Raw genomic sequence first — 22583 nt, forward strand, 5'->3', positions numbered from 1 at the left:
AGACTCTTCGGGTTTCCAAGCCCGATCGCTGAATAGTCAGCGACGTCTGGAGCCTATCCCGTCGAAGCGAAGGCCAACAAGGCAGCAAAGTGCTCTAGCGCATCCCCTTACGCAATGTTCGGAGTTTGCCTACAACCTCCGCGGGAGTCATCCGGCATTGCGATGTTTCACCTTCGTTTGGCACCTTGAGGCGTTCCGGCAGCGTGCTGGCGGGGAGGTTCCAACGGGTCGGCCTTGCGTTTTCAGCAGGCGTAAAAAAGCCCCTGCAACCATCAGGCTGCAGGGGCTTTTGATACAACGGCAATCAGATCACTCTTCGGCGACCTTGTCCTTACCCTGGCGTTTCTCGATGACGTTGACCAGGCGCTGGGCCAGGGCCGGGTAGTTCTCGTCGAAGTGGTGGCCGCCCGGCAGCTTCATGGCTTCGCCGACGGCGGTCTTGTCGGTGCAACCGCTTTCGTCGACTTCTTCTTCGCCATAGATGCACACCACCTTGGCCGCTGGCAGCTTGGCCATTTCCGGGCCGGTGGCGGCTTCCTTGCCGGCGTTGCCCAGCCAGCCTTCGACTTCGATCTCGAAGCTGCCGGTGCGGGCGAAGGCCAGCAGGATAATGGCGTCGACCCGCTGCTGCTCGGCTTCCGGCAGGCGGTTGTAGATGGCTGGCAAGACATCGGCGCCGAACGAATAGCCGGTCAGCACGAAGCGCTTGGTGCCCCATTTCTGCCGATAGTGCTGCATCAGTTCGGTCAGGTCGGTGGCGCTCTGTTCCGGGGTCTTGTGCTGCCAGTAGTAGCGCAGGGTGTCGATGCCGACCACCGGGTAGCCGATCTTGGCCATCTCGCCGGCCACGTCGCGGTCCAGGTCGCGCCAGCCGCCGTCGCCGGAGAGGAACAGGGTCACGGTGTCCTTGGCCTGGCCGGCCGGTACTTCGACCACCGGGATGTTCAGGCCGCCGTTGTCCGAACCCACCAGCAGCTTGCGCAACTCGTTGTTCAGTACCTGGGGCAGGTGAATGTCGTAGTCGCTGATGCTGGTGGTGGCATTGGGGGTGTCACGCACGAAGCCGGCGCTTTCGTCATCCGGGTTGTCGTTCCAGGCCACCAGCCAGTGGCCGTGGGCCAGGGTCTTGGGCAGTGGGTCGGTGCAACCCGGAGCCGGGTTAATGGTGAAACCCACCGACACGGCCTGGGCCTTGTCATCGTTCTGGGTGGCGATCCAGCGCCAGGCCAGGGCGGCGCCAGGGCCGATGCCGCTGACCAGGGTCGCCGGGCCCTTGAGTTGGCCAAGGGCGTTCTGCAGGGCTTGTTCCTGCAGCTTGCAATCGTCCTTGGGCAGGATCACCTGGACGATCTGCGCCGCGCCGCCGCGGCTCAGGGCCATGAGTTGAGTATCGGTCAGGGCTTCGTCGGCGAGGACGGCCACGGCGACCCGGGCCTTGGCCTGGGCGGCCGGGGTGACGCGGGTCAGGGTCGAACCATCGGTCTGGGCCAGGTGTTCCAGGGTCGGTTGGGGCGCCGGACGATTCCAGTACCAGTAGCCGCCTCCCGCTATCAGGGCAAACACCACCAGAGTGGCCAGTACATACCGCCAGGAGCGTTGAATCATCAGCGTTTCACCAATCCAGTCAGGCCGCCCGCAATCAGGGCGGCGGTATCGGCCAGTGCCACCAGCGGATCCAGTCCGGCGGGCACGGCCATGTAACGAGGTTCCCAGTCAGGCTGGAATTTGTCTTTGAAACGGCGCAACCCTTGGAAGTTGTACAGCTGCTCACCCCGACGGAAAACCATCGATCCAAGGCGCTGGGTCAGTGGCGCGCCACGCCGGGGTTGCAGGCCCGACAACGGCACCATGCCCAGACTGAAGCGGGCATACCCATGGTTTTTATAATGCTGGATCAGGCCGACCATCATGAATTCCATGGTCAGCTTGGGAGCCTCCGGGTGGGCGCGCATCAGGTCGAGGCTGGCCAGGTCATGGCTGTAGGTCTCGAGCAGGTTGGCGAAGGCCACCGGACGTCCTTCAAAACGAATGATCGCGATACGGAAATGCTTGAGGTAGTCCTCGCTGAAACGTCCGAGGGAGAAGCCTTTCTCGCGGACATTCTTGCCGGTCAGCCAGGCATCGGAAATGACTTTCAGTTCGTCCATCGGCGCGTGCCCGGCCTCATGGATTTCCAGCGACAGGCCGTCCCGGGTGCCACGGTTCCAGGTGTAGCGCAGGTCCTTCATCTCCTTGCCCTTGGCTTCGAGGTCAAAGCGGTTCAGGTCGACCCGGGCTTCTTCACCGAGCTTGATCGCGGTCAGGCCGATGTCCATGTAGTACGGCAGGTTTTCCGCGCGCACCTGGTAGAACACCGGGCGCGCATGGTGGACGTCGCACAGGTCGCGGAACTGCCAGATCATCTCGGCCCGTTGCTGGGTCGGGCCAATCGGGTCGTACAGCGCCACCAGGCTGCGGCCGCGCCGGGCATACATGAGGAAGGCATCGTCGTTGGGGTGGAACAGCAGGGCCTTGTCGCCGGTCAGGGACAGGCCGCCATCGGGCTGGGACGAGGCCATGAGGATCTTCGCCGCGCGGTCCAGTTCCTCGCCATTGGGCAGGTGAATCACCGGGCGCGCGGTGCGCAGCAGCCAGGTCAGGGACACCACCACCAGCAGTACCGCGGCCCCCAGCAGCGAACGCAGACCCCGCGGGGCATCGGCGTCGAGGGTGAACTGCCACCACAGCTGATGGCTGTAGGGCACGTCCTGGTAGGCGAACAGCAGCAGCCAGATCGACGCACCCAGCACACAGACGCTGGCCACCAGGTACAGCGGCGAGAACGGCAGTTCGGTGAGGCGGCTCGGCCGGTAGAAGGAGCGCCGGAAGATCGCCAGCAGGCTGGCGGTCAGGGTCATCAGGCTGGCTTCTTCCCAGTCGAAGCCCTTGAGCAGCGAGAGCACCGCGCCGACCAGCAGCAGGATGGTGGTGAGGATCCAGGCCGCGGACAGGCGCCGGCGCAGGCCCTGGGCCAGCAGCAGGCAAAGCACTCCGACCAGGCTGGCGCCGAAGTGCGAGGCATCCACCAGGCGGTGCGGGATCAGAAAACCGATGTGTTGCAGGCGGGTGTCGATTTCCGGAGTCACGCCGGAAAACAGCAGCACCACGCCGGACAGGAACACCAGTACCGCGAGGATCGGCGCCGCCAGGCCCGAGGCCGCCCGCAGCGATTGACGGGTCTGGAACAGGCGCTGGGCTTCATTGATCAGCAGCAGGACGCAGGCCACCAGCATCGGCAGGATCACGTAGATCAACCGGTACAGCAGCAGGGCGGCGGCCAGTGGCGCCGCGCCGAGCTTGTCGGCGAAGGCGGCCAGCAGAATCGCTTCGAACACCCCGACGCCGCCGGGTACATGGCTGAGCACGCCGGCCGCCAGGGCCAGCAGGTAGACCAGCAGGAAGGCGCCGAAGGGCGGTGCTTCGGGCAGCAGCAGATACAGCACGGTGGCTGCGGCGGCGACGTCGAGGGCGGTGATCAGCAGTTGCAGGAGCGTCAGGCGGCGTCCCGGCAGGCGCAGGGTGCGGCGCCCGGCCTTGACCAGCAGGTTGTCCGGCAATGGCTGTTCGGGCAGGCGGCGCCGGTAGATACCGATGACCAGGATCGCGCAGAGCAGCAATACGGCGCCGGCAATGCTGGCCAGCAGGCCTTCGGAGAGGCGCAGGGCGGCGGACGCGGCAGGCAGGTTGCTCAGGGTCGCCAGGGCCGCGAGCGGTGGCAGGGCGCAACCCAGGGACAGGCTGGCGAACAGCGTCATATGGGCGACGTCGCCAGCGCCCACGCCATGCCGGGCATAGAGTCGGTAACGCACCGAGCCACCGGAGAGCAGCGACAGGCCGATGGCGTTGCCGATGGCAAAGGCGGTGAAGCCCCCCAGGGCCAGGGTGCGCGGCGGCAGGTTCACCCCGGCGTAGCGGCTGGCGGACCATTCGTAGCCGAGCAGGATGACGAAGCCGACCACGGTCGCGGCCAGTGCGCCGAGCAGGGCCGGTTTAGGCACGTCGAGGATCGAGTCATGCAGGGCATACAGATCCAGCTCGCTGAGCAGGTGGCGACAGGCAATCAGGGCGATGCCGAACAGCAGCAGGGTCACGACCATGCCGATCGGCTGGCGATATTTGCTCAACAGTTCCAGCCAGCGCAAGCGGGTGGCCGCAACCGGTTGGTTCGTTGTAACGGTATCGGTGTCTTGTGAGTCAGACGAGTTGGCGCGCATCAATCACCTCGTGGATTGTGCGCGACAGGATGGGGGTATCCAGCCAAGTTACCAATCCCTGCAGAAAAAATAGTTTCAAATATTAACGCGTCTCACCATGGCCCTGCGAGCCCGGACGGCCAGCGTTTTCAAGCGGCAGCCTGGCAATGAGCATAGCGGGTTGGAAAGAGTGGGGGAGGTGACTGACGGTTCACGGGAGATTGCCAGGTCATTGTTGCGAAAAGATTTTTCCGACAGATACAAAAAAGGCCACTCTTTCGAGTAGCCTTTTTTGATGTTTGGTTGCGGGAGCCGGATTTGAACCGACGACCTTCGGGTTATGAGCCCGACGAGCTACCAGGCTGCTCCATCCCGCGTCTGTGTGGCGGCATTCTACAGACGAATGCTGGAGTGTCAACCGTTAATGATCCATTGAGTCAAATAAGTGTTGAATGACTCGCAAGGCGGGTTAAGTCCCGGTGGTGCAAAGGGTTTTGTTTTTTGCGCGACATCGCGCAAGGCATGGCGATAAAAGCGGCGCGCACAAAAAAGGCCACTCTTTCGAGTAGCCTTTTTTGATGTTTGGTTGCGGGAGCCGGATTTGAACCGACGACCTTCGGGTTATGAGCCCGACGAGCTACCAGACTGCTCCATCCCGCGTCTGTGTGGCGGCATTCTACAGAGGATCGCCGGTCTGTCAACCGATCAGGCGAAAAAAACTGTTCTCGTTCAATCGCTTAGCTTGAAAAAGCAGCCTTTGAATCAGCCTCGGGGGCATGCTGCACAAGGCTTTCAGCTCTATTGAAGGGCTCTGGCCGATTGAGGAAATAAATTCATCTTCCGATTTTTCTGGCGCCGGGCAGGAGAAATCAAACTACTGGTGCTATATACAGTTCTCGGTGAGATACTGTCGCCCTGTTTCGTGATCGACCTCTTGCTTCCATGAACTCTGCCTTTATATGACGCAGCGCAAAATCATCCACATCGACTGCGATTGCTTCTACGCCGCCATCGAAATGCGCGACGACCCGCAATTGGCCGGCAGGCCGATGGCGGTGGGCGGCTCGGCGGAGCGACGCGGGGTGATCGCCACCTGCAACTATGAAGCCCGTGCCTTTGGGGTGCGTTCGGCCATGTCCTCGCGGCATGCGCTGACGCTGTGCCCCGACCTGCTGATCGTCAAGCCGCGCATGGAGGCCTACCGGGAGGCGTCGAAAGAGATTCATACGATCTTTCGCGACTACACCGACCTCATCGAGCCTTTATCCCTGGATGAGGCCTACCTGGACGTCTCCGACAGCCCCAACTTTGCCGGCAGCGCCACCCGTATCGCCCAGGACATTCGCCGCCGGGTCTCCAATCAGCTGCATATCACGGTGTCGGCCGGGGTGGCGCCGAACAAGTTCCTGGCCAAGATCGCCAGCGACTGGAAAAAGCCCAACGGCCTGTTCGTGATCACCCCGGACCAGGTCGAGGACTTCGTTTCGGCCTTGCCGGTGAACAAGCTGCATGGCGTGGGCAAGGTCACGGCCGACAAACTGGGGCGCCTGGGCATCGTCAACTGCGAGACGTTGCGCGAATGGAGCAAGCTGGCGCTGGTGCGCGAGTTCGGCAGTTTTGGCGAGCGCCTGTGGAACCTGGCCCGGGGCATCGATGAGCGGCCGGTGCAGAACGACAGCCGTCGGCAGTCCATCAGTGTGGAAAACACCTACGACGTCGATCTGCCCGATCTGCAGAGCTGCCTGGATAAACTCCCGGAGCTGATGCAGACCCTGGCCGGCCGGATCGAACGAATCGACAGCAGTTACCGTCCGGGCAAGCCGTTCGTCAAAGTGAAGTTTCACGATTTTACCCAGACCACGCTCGAACAGGCGGGGGCAGGGCGGGACCTGGAGAGTTATCGGCAGCTTTTGACCCAGGCGTTCAAGCGCGGGGACAGGCCGGTGCGGCTATTGGGGATTGGCGTGCGTTTGCAGGATTTGCGTGGCGGACATGAGCAGCTGGAGTTGTTCAGCCTTTCCTGAAAGCCCAAACAGCCTGTAGCCGCTGCCGAGCTTGCGAGGCTGCGATCGAGGTGGGCGGCATTCCGACGCAGTCCTCGCAGAGCCTGAGCGCGCGGTTTACCAGGAAGAACAGGTTGCCCGGTTTACGGCCGTTGGCCGATCGCAGCCTCGGGGCTCGGCAGCGGCTACAGGTGTGGTGTGCCAGCCTGTAGCCGTTCCAAGTCAATGGGCGCCAGGATCGGCGACCAGGCGGCCGGCGTTCTTGGTCAGCGACTTGAGAAACTCGCTTTGCAGCTCCGGATCGTTGCGGGTCAGCTCGATCAGGCTCTGCTCCAGTTCGCTGGCTTCCTCTTCCAGACCCAGTTCGGAGAGACGCTTGACCCGGTGCACCCACTGGCTCACTTCGTCATCCTCGAGGTCGTCGAAGATCAGGTTGTGCGCTTCCAGCAGCTTGCCGCGCAGGGTGTTGCTGATGGCCAGCGACGAGTCGGAATGCACGTCGTCCTGGGCATCCGCGACGCTGATCTGCAACTGGCCGATGTGGTTCAGGTCCTGCTCGGAAAACGGGCTGTCCAACAGGTTCAGGCGCAGTACACCGTTGCGGTCGGTGCTCAGCTCATGGGTTTCCTTGCCGGCCTTGACCTGCACCGGACGTTCGCTCCAGGGCAGGCTCGAATACTCCACGCGCTTGTCGCGCTGGACTTCATCGATCCCCGCCAGGTTCTGCTGCGCCCGGCCGTGGGACTGCACGTTCATGAACGGGTTGAGCCCGGCCACGCCGTAGCTGATCCAGTCCTTGGTGACGCTGTCCGGCAGGTTGCCCAGGGTAAACACATTGACCACGTTGGCGCCGATACCGGCGACCACGGCTACCGCGCCCAGTGGGATCTCGTAGAGCTCCCGCCAGGGTTGATAGGGCGTGTAGCGATCGTAGCGGCGCGTGACTTCGAACTCGGTGACTTCGAAAGTCTTCTGCTCGTGGATGCGTACCCGGCGTTGCGGCAGCTCAAGCACCTTAGGCTCACCGACATCGATCTGCAGGCTGTGATCGAGCAATTTGCGCTCGACACGTTCCTCGTGCTCGCTGCGTTGCGACATCTGGTTGGCACAGCCGCTGAGCAACAGGGCGCCGCACAAGGCGGCGCCACCGAGGCTTAAGGTGTTTCGCTTGAACATGACTTCTCTATCTGGTTTCAGCGACGGATACGGGCTTGGAGGAAGGACAGCACGTCAGCCACTGGCAGCGCTTGCGCCTCGGCTTCGGTACGGCTCTTGTATTCCAGGTTGCCTTCGGCGAGGCCGCGGTCGCTGACCACGATCCGGTGTGGAATGCCGATCAGCTCCATGTCCGCGAACTTGATGCCCGGGCTGGTCTTCTTGTCGCGGTCGTCCAGCAGCACTTCGAAGCCGGCGGCGGTGAGTTGCGCGTACAGCTTGTCGGTGGCTTCGCGAACCTGCTCGGTTTCATAGCGCAGCGGTACCAGGGCGATCTGGAACGGGGCCAGGGCGTCGCTCCAGATGATGCCGTTCTCGTCGTTGTTCTGCTCGATGGCCGCAGCCACCACGCGGGACACGCCGATGCCGTAGCAGCCCATTTCCAGGGTGACCGGCTTGCCGTTCTCGCCCAGCACTTCGCACTTCATCGCCTTGCTGTACTTGTTGCCCAGCTGGAAGATGTGCCCGACTTCGATGCCGCGCTTGATTTCCAGGGTGCCCTTGCCGTCCGGGCTCGGGTCGCCGGAGACGACGTTGCGCAGGTCGGCCACGGTTGGGACCGGCATGTCGCGTTCCCAGTTGAAGCCGAAATAGTGCTTGTCGTCGACGTTCGCGCCGATACCGAAGTCGCTCATCAGGGCCACGGAACGGTCGACGATGATTGGCAGCGGCAGGTTCAGCGGGCCCAGGGAGCCGGCGCCGGCGCCGATGGCGTCACGCAGTTCGGCTTCCGAAGCCATGACCAGCGGGCTGGCGACGCCAGGCTGGTTGGCGGCCTTGATTTCGTTCAGCTCGTGGTCGCCACGGATGATCAGGGCGATCAGCTTGCCGGCTTCCTCGGCGTGCACCACCAGGGTCTTGACGGTCTTTTCGATCGGCAGGTTGTAGCCTTCCACCAGCTGCGCGATGGTTTTCGCATCAGGGGTGTCGACCAGGCGCAGTTCTTCGCTTGGCGCCGGACGCGAGGTTTCCCGTGGCACGGCTTCGGCTTTCTCGATGTTCGCCGCGTAGTCGGAGCCGTTGCTGAAAACGATGTCGTCTTCGCCGGACTCGGCCAGTACGTGGAATTCGTGGGAGCCGGCGCCGCCGATGGAGCCGTTGTCGGCTTCGACCGGACGGAATTTCAGGCCCAGGCGGGTGAACACGTTGCAGTAGGCCTGGTGCATGCGGTCATAGGTGATCTGCAGCGATGCCTGGTCGGCGTGGAAGGAGTAGGCGTCCTTCATGATGAACTCGCGACCGCGCATCAGGCCGAAGCGTGGACGGATTTCATCGCGGAATTTGGTCTGGATCTGGTACAGGTTGATCGGCAGCTGCTTGTAGCTGCTCAGCTCGTTGCGGGCCAGATCGGTGATCACTTCTTCGTGGGTCGGGCCGGCGCAGAAGTCGCGACCGTGGCGATCCTTGAAGCGCAGCAGTTCAGGGCCGTACTCCTCCCAGCGACCGGATTCCTGCCACAGTTCAGCTGGCTGGGTGCTCGGCATCAACACTTCAAGCGAGCCGGCGGCGTTCATTTCTTCACGAACGATGGCTTCGACCTTGCGCATCACCCGCAGGCCCATCGGGAGCCAGGTGTACAGGCCCGAGGCCAGTTTGCGGATCATGCCGGCGCGCAGCATCAGCTGATGGCTGATTACGACCGCATCGGAAGGCGTTTCTTTCTGTGTGGCGAGCAAAAATTGACTGGTGCGCATGGTAGGCCGTTGTCGGTTGCTGAAGACTAGAAATGACGAAGCATTGTACGGGCGAGAACCGTTGGCGTACAGGATTGCGGCCGGGGGAGGTCGGGGCGCCGGATGAATGCCGGTATGCCCCGGGGTTTCCTAGGGTTCTTCGCTGATCGCAGTAGCGGGTGGAGGCGCGGGTGGCGTGGCTTCGGGCGCTTGCGGCGGTTCGGCGCGGCGGCTTTCCTGGAACCAGTGCAGGGCGATCAGGATCAGGGTCGGCACGCCGAGCAGAGCGGTGATCAGGAAGAAGTCGTGATAGCCGAACTTTTCCACCATGACCCCCGAATAACCGCCGATCAGGCGCGGCAACAGCAGCATGATCGAGCTGAGCAGGGCGTACTGGGTCGCCGAGAACTTCAGGTTGGTCAGGCTCGACAGGTAGGCGACGAAGGCCGAGGTGGCCAGGCCCGAGCTGAAGTTGTCCAGGGAAATGGTCACCACCAGCATCTGCAGGTTGGGGCCCATGTCAGCCAGCATCAGGAACAGCAGGTTGGTCGCGGCCGAGGCGGCGCCGCCGATGAACAGGATCGGCAGGATGCCGAAGCGCACGATCAGCAGGCCGCCCATGCCGGCGCCGACCAGGGTCATGATCAGGCCGAAAATCTTGCTGACGCTGGCGATCTGGTCCTTGGTGAAGCCCTGGTCGATGTAGAACACGTTGGCCATCACGCCCATCACTGTGTCCGACATCCGGTAGGTGGCGATCAGGCCCAGCAGCAGCAGGGCTTGCCAGCGGTAGCGCAGGATGAAGTCGTTGACCGGCGTCAGCACCGGGGCCAGGCCGCGGCGACCCATGGCCGACAGGCACAGCGCGGTCAGAATGGTGTAGAGAATGGCGCGCAGGAACGCCCGGTCTTCCAGCAGCAGGTCCAGCAGGCTGACACCTTCGAACAGCACGCTGGCGAAGTCGGTGTTGTACAGCTGGGTGAACATCGCCGGCACGGACACCAGCAGCACGATCAGCACGAATACCGACACCAACTGGTGCAAGAAGCTGTAGCGCCCGGCCGACAGCTGGGTGCGCAGCGGCACCGGCGGTTCGCGCATGAACAGGGTGGTCAGCAGGGCCGGGATCATCAGCACGCCGAACAGCACATAGGTGCCGGTCCAGGCCGAGTGCTTGTAGCTGAAACCGGTGGAGCCGAAACCTTCGGCAAAGAACAGGGCGCCAGCGGTGGCCAGCAGGGCGGCGACGCGGTAGCCGGACATATAGGCGGCGGCCAGGGCAGCCTGGCGGCTGTCTTCGGCGATTTCCAGGCGGTAGGCGTCCACCGCGATGTCCTGGGTGGCCGAGGCAAAGGCGACGATAACGGCAATGGCGATCAGCCAGGACAGGTGCTTTTGCGGATCGCAGAAACCCATGCCGATCAGCCCGAGCAGCACCAGCGATTGCGCCAGGACCAGCCAGGAGCGGCGGCGTCCGAGTTTGCCCAGCAGGGGCAGGCGCCATTGGTCGAGCAAGGGCGACCAGACCCATTTGAAGGCGTAGGCCAGGCCGATCAGGCTGGCGTAGCCAATGGTCTCGCGGGCCACACCGGCTTCGCGCAACCAGACTGAAAGTGTCGAAAACACCAGCATGTAGGGCAGGCCGGCGGCGAAACCAAGCAGCAACAGCACGAGCGTCGAGGGGCTGGCATAGGCGGCGAGCGCGGCGCGCCAGGTTTTACGGGGCATGGGCTGGAGTCTGCCTCAAGAATTACGGAAACAAAGCGCGCACTCTAACCGCTGTGCTCTACCGGACGCCAGCCATGGCGCCGAATATCCACACGATTGTTCAGGATCGAGACACCTTCCATACGCAGTCGCGCGCGCTGTTCGTCGCCCGATGCACTGCCCACGGGCAGGCTGATGCGCCCGCCCGCGCCCAGTACGCGGTGCCAGGGCAGGGTGGTGTCGGCGGGCAACCGGCTGAGGGTTCGTCCCACCCAGCGTGCGGCGCGACCCAGGCCCGCCATTTCCGCCAGTTGCCCATAGCTGACTACCTTGCCTTCCGGGACTTGGGCCAGGGTCAGGTAGAGCGCCGTGCGTCGGATTTCGGCGGGGCTTTGGTCGGCGTCGAGCGGTTCGATCACGTTCGGGTTTCCTGATGCAGGCCTGTAAACCGTCTGTAGGACAAAGGGTTTATTAACCGTTGAGGATTGAACTCACTATAGATAGTCGAGTCAGTCCCTACCTGAGGTTTTATTCATGTGGATAATGCCGGTTTTTTTCGCAAACTCGAGTCCTGTATCTGTTTATGTTGTCCAGAACCCTGCTGTGCCTTGCCGTTTTCAGTACCTCCACACCTTTACTCGCCGATACCGTCTGGTTGAAGAACGGTGACCGTCTGACCGGCAAGATCAACGTGTTCGATGGTGGCAAGTTACTGATCCAGACCGAGTATGCCGGGGCCATCCCGATCGACTGGAAGCAGGTCAAGACGCTGGAGAGCGATCAGGAGCTGCTGGTCAAGCAGGACGCCTACACCGGCGAGAAGGCCAAGTCCCTGCACGCGGCGGAAGACGGCAAGGTCACCCTGGCCAATGGAGAGACGCCGAAGACCGTCGAACTGGCGAGCATCCAGCAGATCATGAAGCCCAAGCCAGTGGTCGAGGATCTGGTGTGGAAGGGCAATGTCGACATGGCGCTGGACTATCAGCGGGCGGAAAAGGACACCGACGACTACGACATCGACTTCAAGACCTCGGCGCGCCACGGCAAATGGCGACACACGGCGGAAGGCGAGTACAACCGCGAATTCCAGAACGATGTCGTCACCACCGACAACTGGCGCGCCGAATACGCGCTGGACCGCTTCCTCACCGATAAGTGGTTCTGGCAAGGGCGGCTGAACTACAAGCGTGACAAGGTCGAGGATCTGGCCCGCCAGCGTGTGGTGGGTACCGGCCCGGGTTACCAGTTCTGGGATAACGAACTGGGGGCGTTCTCCCTGGGTTCGCTGCTCAACCGCACCGACTACGAGTACAAGGATGGCGGCAAAGACAACTTCTATTCGCTGGCCATGAAGTGGGACTACAACCGTTACCTGATTGGCAAGCGGGTCGAGTTGTTTACCAATGGCGAGGTGGGCAGGCCGCTGTCCAATATTGCCGATTATGCCCTGGATGCCGAAATCGGCCTGCGCTACAAGGTCACGGAGTGGGCGTCGCTCAACCTCAAGGCCGAACGGGACATCATCAGTGGCACCAAGGAGAGCGATCTCAACAAGACCCGTTACACCGCGGGGTTTGGCGTCGCCTGGTAAGCTCGCAGGCCCTGAAATGAAGAAGTCCCGCGGTTTGCACCGGCGGGACTTTTTTGTTTGGCAGCGCCAGAGTGCTGTCTCAATAGCGCTGTGTCATGCCCGGCTCAACTGCATGCGCCTTGACGGGCGCCTGTCTGGTACTGGCATTCGCTCTGCAGGCTGCCGTCCTGGTTCCAGAGGCGCATCCAGCCATGCTCTTTGCCATCCAGGTAATCCGTAGATGATTCCATCTGACCGTTTTCGTACCAGGTAACGGCAGGGCCTTCGAGTTTCGCGTCCTTGTAGATCTTGTGATCCTTGAGCTGGCCGTTGTCGTACCACGCCTTGAAGTCGCCCTGCTCGCGGTGCTGTTCATCCCATTGCCACTGGAGGGTTTGCGCGCCCTGTTCGTTCCAGAGGGCATAACTGCGCTGGGTGCCGTGTTCGTCGTTGAATTGTTTCTGCTTTACCTTGCCGTTGGGGTGGTACTGGATTTGCCAGCCCACGGGCTGGTTGTCGACGAAATCGACTGTGCTTTCCAGGGTGCCGTCAGGGTAGTAGGACGGGCTCGGGCCGACTTTCTTGCCGGCAACGAACTGTCCGCTGTCTTTGATCTGGCCATCCGGGTAGTAGCTGATAGCTGGGCCGTCCGGCAGATCTGCACGGTAGCTGATGCGCCCGACCCGCTTGCCGTTCTCGTCGTACTCCAGGTATTCGCCGTCGACGCGTTTGCCCTGGCGCCAGTTGTAGGAGTCGGCGACTTTGCCATTGTCGTGATAAGTGCTCTGCCAGCCCTCGAGGAGACCGTCCCGATAGTTCGAGCGTTTAACCACGACACCGCTCTCGGAGTAGGTCAGCGCCTCGCCCTGACGTTTGCCATTGAGGTCATAACCAACGCTGTGGCGGACTTGTCCGTCCGGGTAGTAGGTTTTCGAGGCGTGAACAGCCTTGCCCGAAACGAAGTCCTCGGCGCTGACGAAATAGTCCCGGCGCAGGGTGCCTGACTCGACGTAGAAGATTTTTGCGTTCCAGGCCTTTTGCCGGTCGTCGTAGCTCATCGGCATCGTCAGGAAATACGAGGCCTGGCCTTGGCCTGTCGGCGCATAGTGTTCGTCGAGGTAGAGCTTGCCGTCGACCAGGGAGGCTGTCAGTTCAGCGCACTCCTGGGCGGTGCAGGGCCGGACTTTTTCGAAAAAGGCTCGTTTTCCGTCGCAGTCTGAAAGTGTCAGCAAAAGTGGGGTCTGGTCATCGATCAACTGCTGGATTTCTTCCAGGATCTGGCCGAACGACTCCGCGGGGATGCCTGAGGATTCCGGCGTGAGGTAAACCTCGTTGCTGCCGCAACGATGGGCGCTGGAAAGCTCCAGCAGCACTGCGCGCCGCAACTCGGGTTGTTGTGTCGAGTCCTTGGCAATGTAGCTGGCGTTGCTGTCGATGCCGACGATGACCGTTGGATGGTCGGGGCGAGGTGTGGCGTTGAGTGCGAGAGGGAGGGCGAGAGTGAGCACCGCTGCGCTCAACAACTTCCAGTGTCTGAACGGCATCCTGCTATTTCCATATGATTGTCCGAGGGGGCGGATCATATAGCGTGGGTGCCATTAAGCAAAAACATCCGGGCACAAAAAAGCCCCGCTTTGAGGGCGGGGCTTTTTACTGTTTCAGTACAAGTTAGATAACTTGAACTTCTTCAGCTTGCATGCCTTTCTGACCGCGGGTAGCGATGAAAGAAACCTGTTGGCCTTCTTTCAGGCTTTTGAAGCCGTCGGATTGGATAGCTTTGAAGTGTACGAACAGGTCGTCACCGGATTGTGGAGTGATGAAGCCGAAGCCTTTTTCATCGTTGAACCACTTAACGGTACCGGTTTGGCGATTAGACATGGTGTATCTCCTTGGACAAAGTTAACTGCGACTCAGGAAAAGCCCTGGCCGAGACTGAGTGCAAAGAGCAGGAAAAATTCTTGGAGATGGTTGGATCGAAATTCAACATCGTGTAGAGATTCTCAGTGACACAAGCAGCACAGTGGCGCCACCTTAACCCTTTTTCCGGAACCTGCCAATGTTCTTTGCCAAGGATTCGCGCTTTTAGTGACTGGCGGTGCCGTACATAGCCTCCAGCCCGCAAGTATTGCGGCTTTCAGCGAGAAAAGCGGTGCAGACTTTGAACCCGCAGGCGCACCCCGGTAAGATGCCGGACAGATTTTTTCCACCTCGCTATTTCAGGACACCCGCCATGAGCATCAAATCGGACAAGTGGATTCGCCGCATGGCGCAAGAGCACGGCATGATCGAACCTTTCGTGGAGCGCCAGATGCGTGGCGAAGGCTCGGATCGGCTGATTTCCTTCGGTGTCTCGAGCTACGGCTACGATGTGCGTTGCGCCGATGAGTTCAAGGTGTTCACCAACATCAATTCGGCCACCGTCGATCCGAAAAACTTCGACGCCGGCAGCTTCGTCGACATCAAGAGCGACGTGTGCATCATTCCACCCAACTCCTTCGCCCTGGCCCGCACCGTCGAGTACTTCCGCATTCCGCGCAACGTGCTGACCATCTGCCTGGGTAAAAGCACCTACGCCCGTTGCGGCATCATCGTCAACGTCACCCCGCTCGAGCCTGAGTGGGAAGGCCATGTGACCCTGGAATTCTCCAACACCACCACCTTGCCGGCGAAGATCTACGCCAACGAAGGCGTGGCGCAGATGCTGTTCCTGGAGTCCGACGAAGAGTGCGAAGTGTCCTACAAGGACCGTGGCGGCAAGTACCAGGGCCAGCGTGGCGTGACCCTGCCGCGTACCTGACTCCGTCGTCTGACGAATAGCGGGAATTCCTCAGCGGGCAGATACTCTAACCAGAGGACTGCCCCGGTTTGCGCACAGCGGACCGTGCTTAGCTCAGGAGTGCCCCATGAAGATCGATCCGCTTATAAGCGCCACACTTGCCAGACTTGAGCCCAATCAGGTCGGCGTCCTGGCCTGGTCACTGCTGGCGCACCCCAGTGTGGCAGGCGGCATTCCCGGTCAGCCCGACCCGGATACCCCGCAACCCGCCGAGCCGACCGAACCAGGCGAGCCGACCTTGCCGGACGAGCCTCCTCCCGCTCCTGTCGCCTGATTGACGCTACCCCCCAGAAAAAGGCCAGCCCGCCGAACCTCATCGAGGTCCCGGCGGGCTGGCCTTTATCCATAGGGCTTACTTCAGGTTACCGCTGAGGAACTGCTGCAAGCGCTCGCTCTTCGGATTGCCCAGCACCTCTTCCGGCGCGCCTTCCTCTTCCACCAGGCCCTTGTGCAGGAACAGCACCTGGCTCGACACCTTGCGGGCGAAACTCATTTCATGGGTGACCATGATCATGGTCCGGCCTTCCTCGGCCAGGCCCTGGATCACCTTGAGCACTTCGCCCACCAGCTCCGGGTCGAGGGCCGAGGTGGGTTCGTCGAACAGCATCACTTCCGGCTCCATCGCCAACGCCCGGGCAATTGCCACCCGCTGTTGCTGGCCACCGGAGAGAAAGGCCGGGTACTGGTCGGCCACCCGGGGGAGCAGGCCGACCTTGTCCAGGTAGCGCCGGGCGCGCTCCTCGGCGTCCTTCTTGCTGACGCCCAGCACCCGGCGCGGGGCCATGGTGATGTTCTCCAGCACCGTCATGTGGCTCCACAGGTTGAAATGCTGGAACACCATGGCCAGGCGCGTGCGAATCCGCTGCAGTTCGTCGGCGTCGGCCACGTGCATGCCGTGGCGGTCCTTGACCATGCGGATCGGCTGGCCGTCCAGGCTCATGGCGCCGTCGTCCGGGGTTTCCAGGAAGTTGATGCAGCGCAGAAAGGTACTTTTACCCGAGCCGCTGGCGCCGATCAGGCTGATCACGTCGCCGGTCTTCGCCTTGAGCGAAACACCTTTGAGCACTTCATTGTCGCCGTAGCATTTATGCAGGCCTTCAATGGTCAGTTTGTACATGGGGCATGCATCCTCAAGGCGAAAGTAGGTAGCCGCTGCGATAGGCTTCGCGGCCGGCGACATGGGCGATCACCATGCCGGCCGTGGCCATGCGGCGCAGCGAGCGGGCGTAGAGCAGGCCGGCGCAGCTGCAATGAACGGGGGTGACGCGATCGTTGATCGGGTCGATGACTTCGGCCACCTGTTGCCCGGCTTCCAGGTACTCCCCGGGCAGGGCGGTGAACACCAGCAGGCCGCCCACGGGCGTGGCCACCGGCTCCACGCCGGCCAGCGGGGTGGCCGGGTAGGGCAGATCGGGCAGGGGCGGAGCCTCGCCGGCGATGGCGCCGAAATGGCCCAGGTAATCCAGTATGGCCTGGCAATCCCGGCTGGCCAGGTTGTGGTTGACGTCGCCCTGGCCGCGCAGCTCGACGGTGACCGAGAAGCTGCCCAGGGGAATGGCGAAGCGCTCGCCGAAACGCTGCTGCAATTGCCACCAGAGCAGGGTGAAGCATTCGTCGAACGACTGGCCGCCGGAGTCGGTGGCCAGCAGGCTGGCTTGCGAGCCGATGTAGCGGGCCAGCGGCTCGACCTGCGGCCAGGCCTCGGGCGTGGTGTACAGATGGGTTACGGCTTCGAAATCGCAGTGCAGGTCCAGCACCATGTCCGCGTCGCAGGCCAGGCGCTGCAAGGCCAGGCGCTGGGACTGCAACTGAGTGCCGGCGGTCTGCCGGGCCAGGGCGTCGCGCAGGCTGGCGCGGATGATTTCGCGGTTGTGCCGTGGGTCGTCGCCCAGTTGGCCTTCGATGTCGTTGCCGACTTCTTCGCCGAGGTCGAGGAACCAGCGGTTGAAGTTCTGCCCGCTTTCCAGCTCGTAGCGGCCCAGCGGCACGTCCATCAACACCTGTTCCAGGCCGGCCGGGTTGGCCACCGGCACCAGGACGATTTCGCTGCGCAGGCGGCCCTGGGCCTCCAGTTCCGCCAGGCGCGCCTTGAGGTGCCAGGCCACGAGCATGCCCGGCAGTTCATCGGCGTGCAGCGACGACTGGATGTAGATCTTGCCTTCGGCCCGCTCGGGGCCGAAGTGAAAGCTGTGGATCTGGCGCGAGGTCCCCGGCACCGGGGCGAGCAGATCATGAGTCTGTTGGCGCATGGATGATGATTTGCCTTGTTCTAGTGGGTCGGCCCGAGGAAGGCCAGCCAGCGGCGTTCGGCGAGACGGAACAGGCCGACCAGCGCGAAGGTCACGGTGAGGTAGATCAGCGCGGCGATGCCGAAGGACTCGAAGGTCATGAAGGTTGCCGAGTTGGCGTCGCGGGCGACTTTCAGCACATCCGGGATGGTCGCGGTGAAGGCCACGGTGGTCGAGTGCAGCATCAGGATCACTTCGTTGCTGTAGTAGGGCAACGAGCGGCGCAGGGCCGAGGGCATGATCACGTAGGCGTACAGTTTCCAGCCGCTGAGGCCGTAGGCCTTGGCCGCCTCGACCTCGCCATGGGCCATGCTGCGGATCGCCCCGGCGAAAATCTCCGTGGTGTAGGCGCAGGTGTTCAGGGCGAAGGCGAGGATGGTGCAGTTCATCGCGTCGCGAAAGAACGCATCGAGCATGGGCTGGGCGCGGACCGCGGCGATGCTGTAGATCCCGGTGTAGCAGATCAGCAGCTGGATATAGAGCGGCGTGCCGCGAAACAGGTAGGTGTAGAACTGCACCGGCCAGCGTAGGTAGAGCTTGGGCGAGACCCGGGCGATGGACAGCGGGATCGACACCAGGAAACCGATGAAGATCGAGGCGCTGAGCAGCCACATGGTCATCGCCAGGCCGGTGACGTTGTAGCCGTCGCTGTAGAGGAAGGGTCTCCAGTATTCCTGCAGGAGCTCGATCATCGCACCGCCTCCCGCGAGCCCGCGGCATAACGGCGTTCGAGCCAGCGCAGGACAATGTTGGAGGCGCTGGTGATGACCAGGTAGATCAAGGCCGCCAGCACCAGGAAGTAGAACAGCTGGTAGGTGCTCTTGCCGGCATCCTGGGCCGCCTTGACCAGGTCGGCCAGGCCGATGATCGACACCAGCGCGGTGGCCTTGAGCATCACCATCCAGTTATTGCCGATACCCGGCAGGGCAAAACGCATCATCTGCGGAAACACCACGAAGCGAAAACGCTGGCCACGCTTGAGGCCGTAGGCGGTGGCGGCTTCGATCTGCCCGCGCGGCACGGCGAGGATGGCGCCACGGAAGGTTTCGGTGAAGTACGCCCCATAAATGAAGCCCAGGGTGATGACCCCGGCGCTGAACGGGTCGATCTCGATGTATTCCCATTCCATGAAGTTGGTGAAGGTGGTCAGCCAGGTTTGCAGGCTGTAGAAAATCAGCAGCATCAGCACCAGGTCCGGTACGCCGCGGATCAGCGTGGTGTAGAGCTGGGCGGGCAGGCGCAGCAGGCCCAGCTGCGAGAGTTTGGCGCTGGCGCCGAGCAGGCCGAGCAGGACGCTGAGTAACAGCGACAATACCGAGAGTTTGATGGTCATCCAGGTGCCTTCCAGCAACAACGGACCGAACCCCTTGAGGCTGAAGGCGGAAAGCCCAAGGGTTTGCAGAAGTTCTTCGAACATAAATCAGAGACCTGTGGCGATAAAAAAGGCGCCCATCGAGGATGGGCGCCAGGACCTTATTTACCGCTGTAGAGATTCAGATCGCCAAAGTGCTTTTTCTGAATGGTGGCGTAGGTGCCATCGTCGTGTAACGCTTTGATACCTTTATCCAGAAGGGCCTTGAGCTCTTTGTTACCTTTGGAGATACCGATAGCTGTCTTGGACGGCAGCAGCGGGCTGTCCACCGGTTTGCTCACCTCGTAGTCGGCGCCCTGTGGCGACTTCAGGAAGCCCAGTTCGGCTTGCAGCATGTCCTGGATCGACGCATCGAGGCGCCCGGAAATCAGGTCGGCATACACCTGGTCCTGGTTCTGGTAGGCCTGGGTCTTCACCCCGGCCTTGTCCAGCACGGCCTTGGCGTAGGCTTCCTGGATAGTGCCCTGCTCGTAGCCGACGGTTTTGCCCTTGAGCGATGCGGTGTCTTCGGTCAGGCCGGAACCTTTCTTGAACACGAAGGAAGTCGGGCCGGAGAACAGTTCGTTGGAGAAGTCGATGACTTTCTCGCGGGCCGGAGTGACGGTCATGGACGAGATCACACCGTCGAATTTATTGGCTTTGAGGCCCGGGATCATGCCGTCGAAGTCGCTTTCGACCCATTTGCACTTGACCTTCAGTTCGGCACAGATGGCATTGCCCAGATCGATGTCGAAGCCGACCAGGCTGCCATCGGCGGCCTTGGATTCAAAAGGTGCGTAGGACGGGTCAACGCCGAAGCGCAGTTCCTTGTATTCCTTGGCCAGCGCGGAACCGGCGGCCATGCAGAGAGCCAGTGCAGAAAGGGTCAGCAATGCTTTTTTCATTATTAAATCCCTAAAAACCAATATGAGCGCTTGTGGCGCATTAGTACTGTTACTGCAACGCGTCAGACTTAATGAAAGTAGCAATTTCCGAACCAGAGTCCCGAACAACTGTTTTAAAAGGTGGTGCCAGAGCCTGCCGTGCGTCGGCCGCGCCCCAAAAAAGAGCGTGTGGGAAGCCTTGCATCAATAGGGCGCGTGGGCGATTTCGCGCAGGAAAGGGCGTGGCTGCCGGGAGCGTGGCAGGCCTGGATCGGCGAGGGGAGTGAAGCGTTACCGGGCTCAAGCCCGCCCCTTGTGGAGAGGGGCGGGCTGGCCGGTGTTACTTGCCTGGCGCCAGGGTCAGGCGGGTCTTGCCGTAGAGGCGGTCGAAGTTCTGCGGTTGCAGCGGCAAGCTCAGGTACTGGCCCTTGAGCCAGGCGTCGATGCCATTCAGGTAGTTCGGGCTGGCCGGGTTGCCCGACTGGCCGCTGCTGTTGATGACGCTCAGCGGTTCGCTCTGGCCGAAATCGACGATCAACCGTAGCGCCGGCGCCTCGGTCACCGTGAAGTCCTGGCCCCAGCGGTACGGCGAGCTGTTCAGGGTGCTGTGATCGCCACCGGCCTGCAGCGGCCCGCGAACGACCTGGCCATTGGCGTTCTTCCAGTGGTAGCTGTGCAGCTTGCCCCATTGCCAGGCCCTGCGGTCGCCACCCAGCTGGCTTTCACCGGCGCTGATGGCGGCGGCCAGGCTGCGGGCGAGGATCGCCGGCTTGTCTTCTTTCTGTGGGGTGCGGCTGTCATCCCAGAACGGGCTGTCTTCCTGACCCAGCAAATGGTCGGCCTGGGCCGAGTAGGACAGCGCGCCGTTGGCCACCAGGGCCTTCCAGGCCGGGCTGGATTCCGAACCCAGTTTGTCGAGGAAGATTTGCCGGGCGCTTTCCTGCAGGAACAGCTCATAGATCGCCGCGTCGGCCGACATCGGGCTGAGTTTGCCGTCGAACGCCATCAGGCGGCTGTAGGCCTCGCGGGCCTTGCTGCGCTCGGCTTCGGGCAGGGCGTCGATGGCTTTCTTCAGGGGCTGCGCCATGCCGGGGGCTTCGAACATCTTCTTCAGCTTGGCGGCGAAGGGGGTGGTCTGGTCGTACTGCATGGCGATCATGCTGCGGCCGTCGTGCTTGCCGCTGCCGGCCAACTCGGCCAGGCGTTCGCCACGCTCGGGGTAGTACCAGGAGTTGGACAGCTGCATGCCATAGCCGTGGGGGATGATCCGCTGGTTGGCGGTGCCCAGCCAGCCCTGGGCCGGGTCCTGGTCATAGGGGTGGAGCATCGGGTCGGCATAGCCGTCCCAGTCGTAACGGCCTTCCCAGCCCGGCGACGGCAGCAGGCCTTCGCCTTCACGGCGGTTGGGGAAGCGGCCGGTGACCTGCCAGCCGATATGGCTGGCATCGGCGAACAGCATGTTCAGGCCGATAGCGCGGATCTCGCGGCTGGCGTCGGAGGCTCGCTCCACGTTCTGCGCCCGCGACAGGTCGAAAAACGCGTCCAGGCTCTTATCGTCCTTGAGGTCCGGCTGTTGCAGGGCCAGGCCGTAGCCGCCGCTCAGGTTGCTGGCGCTGTTGAGCAGGGCGCCGTGACGGGTTTCATAGACCACCTCGCGAATCGGCCGCTGGCCTTTGACGAAGTAGGTTTCGTTGCGCACCACGGCCGGCAGCCATTTGCCGTTGGCTTCGTAATACAGCGCATTGCCCTGGCGCTTGAGTTTTTCCAGGAACAGGTCCTGGTTGTCGCCGGCGACCGAGGTCATGCTCCAGGCCACCTTGCCGTTGAAGCCCTGGATGATCATCGGCAGGCCGGCGATCGAGGCGCCCGCGGCCTGGTACTTGGGCGCGCGGATCTGCACCAGGTTCCATGCCGGCGAGTGGCTGTCGGCGGCCAGCAGGCTTTTGCCGCTGCGGCTGCGCTGGGGAGCGATGGCCCAGTTGCTGGCGCCGGCGATGCTCAGCGGGTTGAGTTCGCCAAGCTTGCCGGCGGCGGCACTGATTTCGCTCAAGCCCGGGACATTCAGGTTGAGGCCCTTGAGCTTGTCGCTCTCGGCCAGCGGCAGCGGTTCGTCCGGGTAGCTCGGGGTCAGCCAGGCGAGCTTGTCGGCGCCAACTTTCTGCGCCAGCACCAGGGCGTTGATTTCTTCCGGCAGGTTGGCCGACTGGCTGAAGTTCAGCAGGCAAAAGATCAGCGCCGAATCTTCCGGTTTCCAGTATTCGGGCTTGTAGCCGGTGGCGGCCAGGTCTGGCGGCAGCTTGTCGCGGTAGCGGAACAGGTAGGCGTTGACCCCGCGGGCGTAGACCTCGAAGAAGCGCTTGATCCTCGGGGACGAGGCTTTGTACAGCTCGCCGGCACTGTTCTTCAGGTTGACCGCGCGCATGTAGCGGTCGACGTCCAGAACGTCGGCACCGGACATCTCGGCCAGCCGGCCCTGGGCCAGCAGGCGCAGGGTCACCATCTGGTTGATCCGGTCGCTGGCGTGCACGTAACCCAGGGCGAACAGCGCATCGTGGAAGGTGCTGCTTTCGATCAGCGGCATGCCCATGGCATTGCGCCGGACCGAAACGTTCTGGGCCAGGCCCTTGAGCGGTTGCACGCCAGAGGTCGGCGGCAGGCTGTCCTGGGTGTTCCATGACTGGCAACCGGCCAGGCTGAGAACGCCGGCCACTGCCGCGGCAACGCCGAACCGGGGAAGAAAATGTGAGAAGGCTGGCGAGGCCATGGCAAAGCTCCTGCGGGGGGGTAGCGTCGATAAAGGCGCTACGTTAGTGAGCAGGCGAGT

18 protein-coding genes and 2 tRNA genes are annotated in these 22583 nt (G+C 62.4%); 4 read left to right on the forward strand and 16 right to left on the reverse strand.

From position 1 onward, the window contains the following. Nucleotides 1–309: 309 nt before the first annotated feature. The 4 genes from PVZ78_RS29130 to PVZ78_RS29145 all read right to left on the reverse strand — a co-directional run bounded on the left by PVZ78_RS29130 (nt 310) and on the right by PVZ78_RS29145 (nt 4892). Entirely contained in the window at nt 310–1605 is a 1296-nt protein-coding gene (locus tag PVZ78_RS29130; protein ID WP_028681822.1) for a virulence factor family protein, read from the reverse strand. After that, nucleotides 1605–4253, reverse strand: a complete 2649-nt coding sequence (gene mprF, locus PVZ78_RS29135) for a bifunctional lysylphosphatidylglycerol flippase/synthetase MprF (protein ID WP_009047343.1) — start codon at nt 4251–4253, stop codon at nt 1605–1607. The genes PVZ78_RS29130 and mprF overlap by 1 nt, the downstream gene beginning before the upstream one ends. Before the next feature lie 279 nt (nt 4254–4532). Further along, a tRNA-Met gene (locus PVZ78_RS29140) sits at nt 4533–4609 on the reverse strand. Between the two features lie 206 nt (nt 4610–4815). Next, nucleotides 4816–4892: transfer RNA gene (locus PVZ78_RS29145), tRNA-Met, on the reverse strand. Between the two features lie 299 nt (nt 4893–5191). Between PVZ78_RS29145 and dinB the strand changes: the two genes are divergently transcribed. Continuing rightward, nucleotides 5192–6256 carry a DNA polymerase IV gene (dinB, locus tag PVZ78_RS29150; protein ID WP_009047344.1) on the forward strand — a complete coding sequence of 355 codons (1065 nt, stop codon included), beginning with the start codon at nt 5192–5194 and terminating at the stop codon, nt 6254–6256. A 201-nt stretch (nt 6257–6457) separates the two neighbouring features. Here the strand turns inward: dinB and PVZ78_RS29155 are convergent, their stop codons facing one another. The 4 genes from PVZ78_RS29155 to PVZ78_RS29170 form a co-directional block, all read right to left on the reverse strand. Next, nucleotides 6458–7411 (reverse strand): hypothetical protein, encoded by a 954-nt coding sequence (locus tag PVZ78_RS29155; RefSeq protein ID WP_016702030.1) that lies wholly within the window; start codon nt 7409–7411, stop codon nt 6458–6460. Nucleotides 7412–7428: 17 nt separating this feature from the next. Beyond that, nucleotides 7429–9144, reverse strand: coding sequence for a proline--tRNA ligase (locus PVZ78_RS29160; protein ID WP_009047346.1), 1716 nt, complete (start codon nt 9142–9144; stop codon nt 7429–7431). Between the two features lie 129 nt (nt 9145–9273). Beyond that, nucleotides 9274–10851, reverse strand: a complete 1578-nt coding sequence (locus tag PVZ78_RS29165; protein ID WP_009047347.1) for an AmpG family muropeptide MFS transporter — start codon at nt 10849–10851, stop codon at nt 9274–9276. Nucleotides 10852–10895: 44 nt separating this feature from the next. Next, entirely contained in the window at nt 10896–11249 is a 354-nt protein-coding gene (locus tag PVZ78_RS29170; protein WP_009047348.1) for an MGMT family protein, read from the reverse strand. A gap of 164 nt (nt 11250–11413) precedes the next feature. Here PVZ78_RS29170 and PVZ78_RS29175 point away from each other — a divergent pair, with 164 nt between their 5' ends. Continuing rightward, complete coding sequence (locus tag PVZ78_RS29175; protein ID WP_009047349.1) at nt 11414–12421, forward strand: DUF481 domain-containing protein; 1008 nt, start codon at nt 11414–11416, stop codon at nt 12419–12421. Nucleotides 12422–12525: 104 nt separating this feature from the next. Here the strand turns inward: PVZ78_RS29175 and PVZ78_RS29180 are convergent, their stop codons facing one another. Both PVZ78_RS29180 and PVZ78_RS29185 read right to left on the reverse strand, forming a co-directional pair. Continuing rightward, nucleotides 12526–13944 (reverse strand): toxin-antitoxin system YwqK family antitoxin, encoded by a 1419-nt coding sequence (locus PVZ78_RS29180; RefSeq protein WP_273829648.1) that lies wholly within the window; start codon nt 13942–13944, stop codon nt 12526–12528. Nucleotides 13945–14068: 124 nt separating this feature from the next. Further along, nucleotides 14069–14278 carry a cold-shock protein gene (locus tag PVZ78_RS29185; protein ID WP_002554837.1) on the reverse strand — a complete coding sequence of 70 codons (210 nt, stop codon included), beginning with the start codon at nt 14276–14278 and terminating at the stop codon, nt 14069–14071. A 352-nt stretch (nt 14279–14630) separates the two neighbouring features. Here PVZ78_RS29185 and dcd point away from each other — a divergent pair, with 352 nt between their 5' ends. Beyond that, a complete protein-coding gene (dcd, locus tag PVZ78_RS29190) occupies nt 14631–15197 on the forward strand; it encodes a dCTP deaminase (RefSeq protein ID WP_009047351.1) in 567 nt (188 codons plus the stop codon). 106 nt (nt 15198–15303) lie between these two features. Next, nucleotides 15304–15510 (forward strand): hypothetical protein, encoded by a 207-nt coding sequence (locus PVZ78_RS29195; RefSeq protein ID WP_016702032.1) that lies wholly within the window; start codon nt 15304–15306, stop codon nt 15508–15510. Between the two features lie 78 nt (nt 15511–15588). On the opposite strand, the gene PVZ78_RS29200 is transcribed toward PVZ78_RS29195, so the two are convergent. The 6 genes from PVZ78_RS29200 to PVZ78_RS29225 all read right to left on the reverse strand — a co-directional run bounded on the left by PVZ78_RS29200 (nt 15589) and on the right by PVZ78_RS29225 (nt 22523). Continuing rightward, a complete protein-coding gene (locus PVZ78_RS29200) occupies nt 15589–16353 on the reverse strand; it encodes an ABC transporter ATP-binding protein (RefSeq protein WP_009047353.1) in 765 nt (254 codons plus the stop codon). 13 nt (nt 16354–16366) lie between these two features. Beyond that, nucleotides 16367–17485, reverse strand: coding sequence for a succinylglutamate desuccinylase/aspartoacylase family protein (locus PVZ78_RS29205; protein ID WP_009047354.1), 1119 nt, complete (start codon nt 17483–17485; stop codon nt 16367–16369). Between the two features lie 20 nt (nt 17486–17505). Continuing rightward, nucleotides 17506–18216, reverse strand: a complete 711-nt coding sequence (locus PVZ78_RS29210) for an ABC transporter permease (RefSeq protein WP_009047355.1) — start codon at nt 18214–18216, stop codon at nt 17506–17508. Further along, nucleotides 18213–18941, reverse strand: a complete 729-nt coding sequence (locus PVZ78_RS29215; protein ID WP_009047356.1) for an ABC transporter permease — start codon at nt 18939–18941, stop codon at nt 18213–18215. Before PVZ78_RS29215 ends, PVZ78_RS29210 begins: the two co-directional genes overlap by 4 nt. Nucleotides 18942–18997: 56 nt before the next feature. Then, nucleotides 18998–19780 (reverse strand): transporter substrate-binding domain-containing protein, encoded by a 783-nt coding sequence (locus tag PVZ78_RS29220; protein WP_009047357.1) that lies wholly within the window; start codon nt 19778–19780, stop codon nt 18998–19000. A 319-nt stretch (nt 19781–20099) separates the two neighbouring features. Continuing rightward, nucleotides 20100–22523, reverse strand: a complete 2424-nt coding sequence (locus tag PVZ78_RS29225) for a penicillin acylase family protein (RefSeq protein WP_273829649.1) — start codon at nt 22521–22523, stop codon at nt 20100–20102. Nucleotides 22524–22583 lie beyond the last annotated feature (60 nt).

Source organism: Pseudomonas sp. SBT1-2 (assembly GCF_028640875.1).
GTDB lineage: Bacteria > Pseudomonadota > Gammaproteobacteria > Pseudomonadales > Pseudomonadaceae > Aquipseudomonas > Aquipseudomonas chlororaphis_I.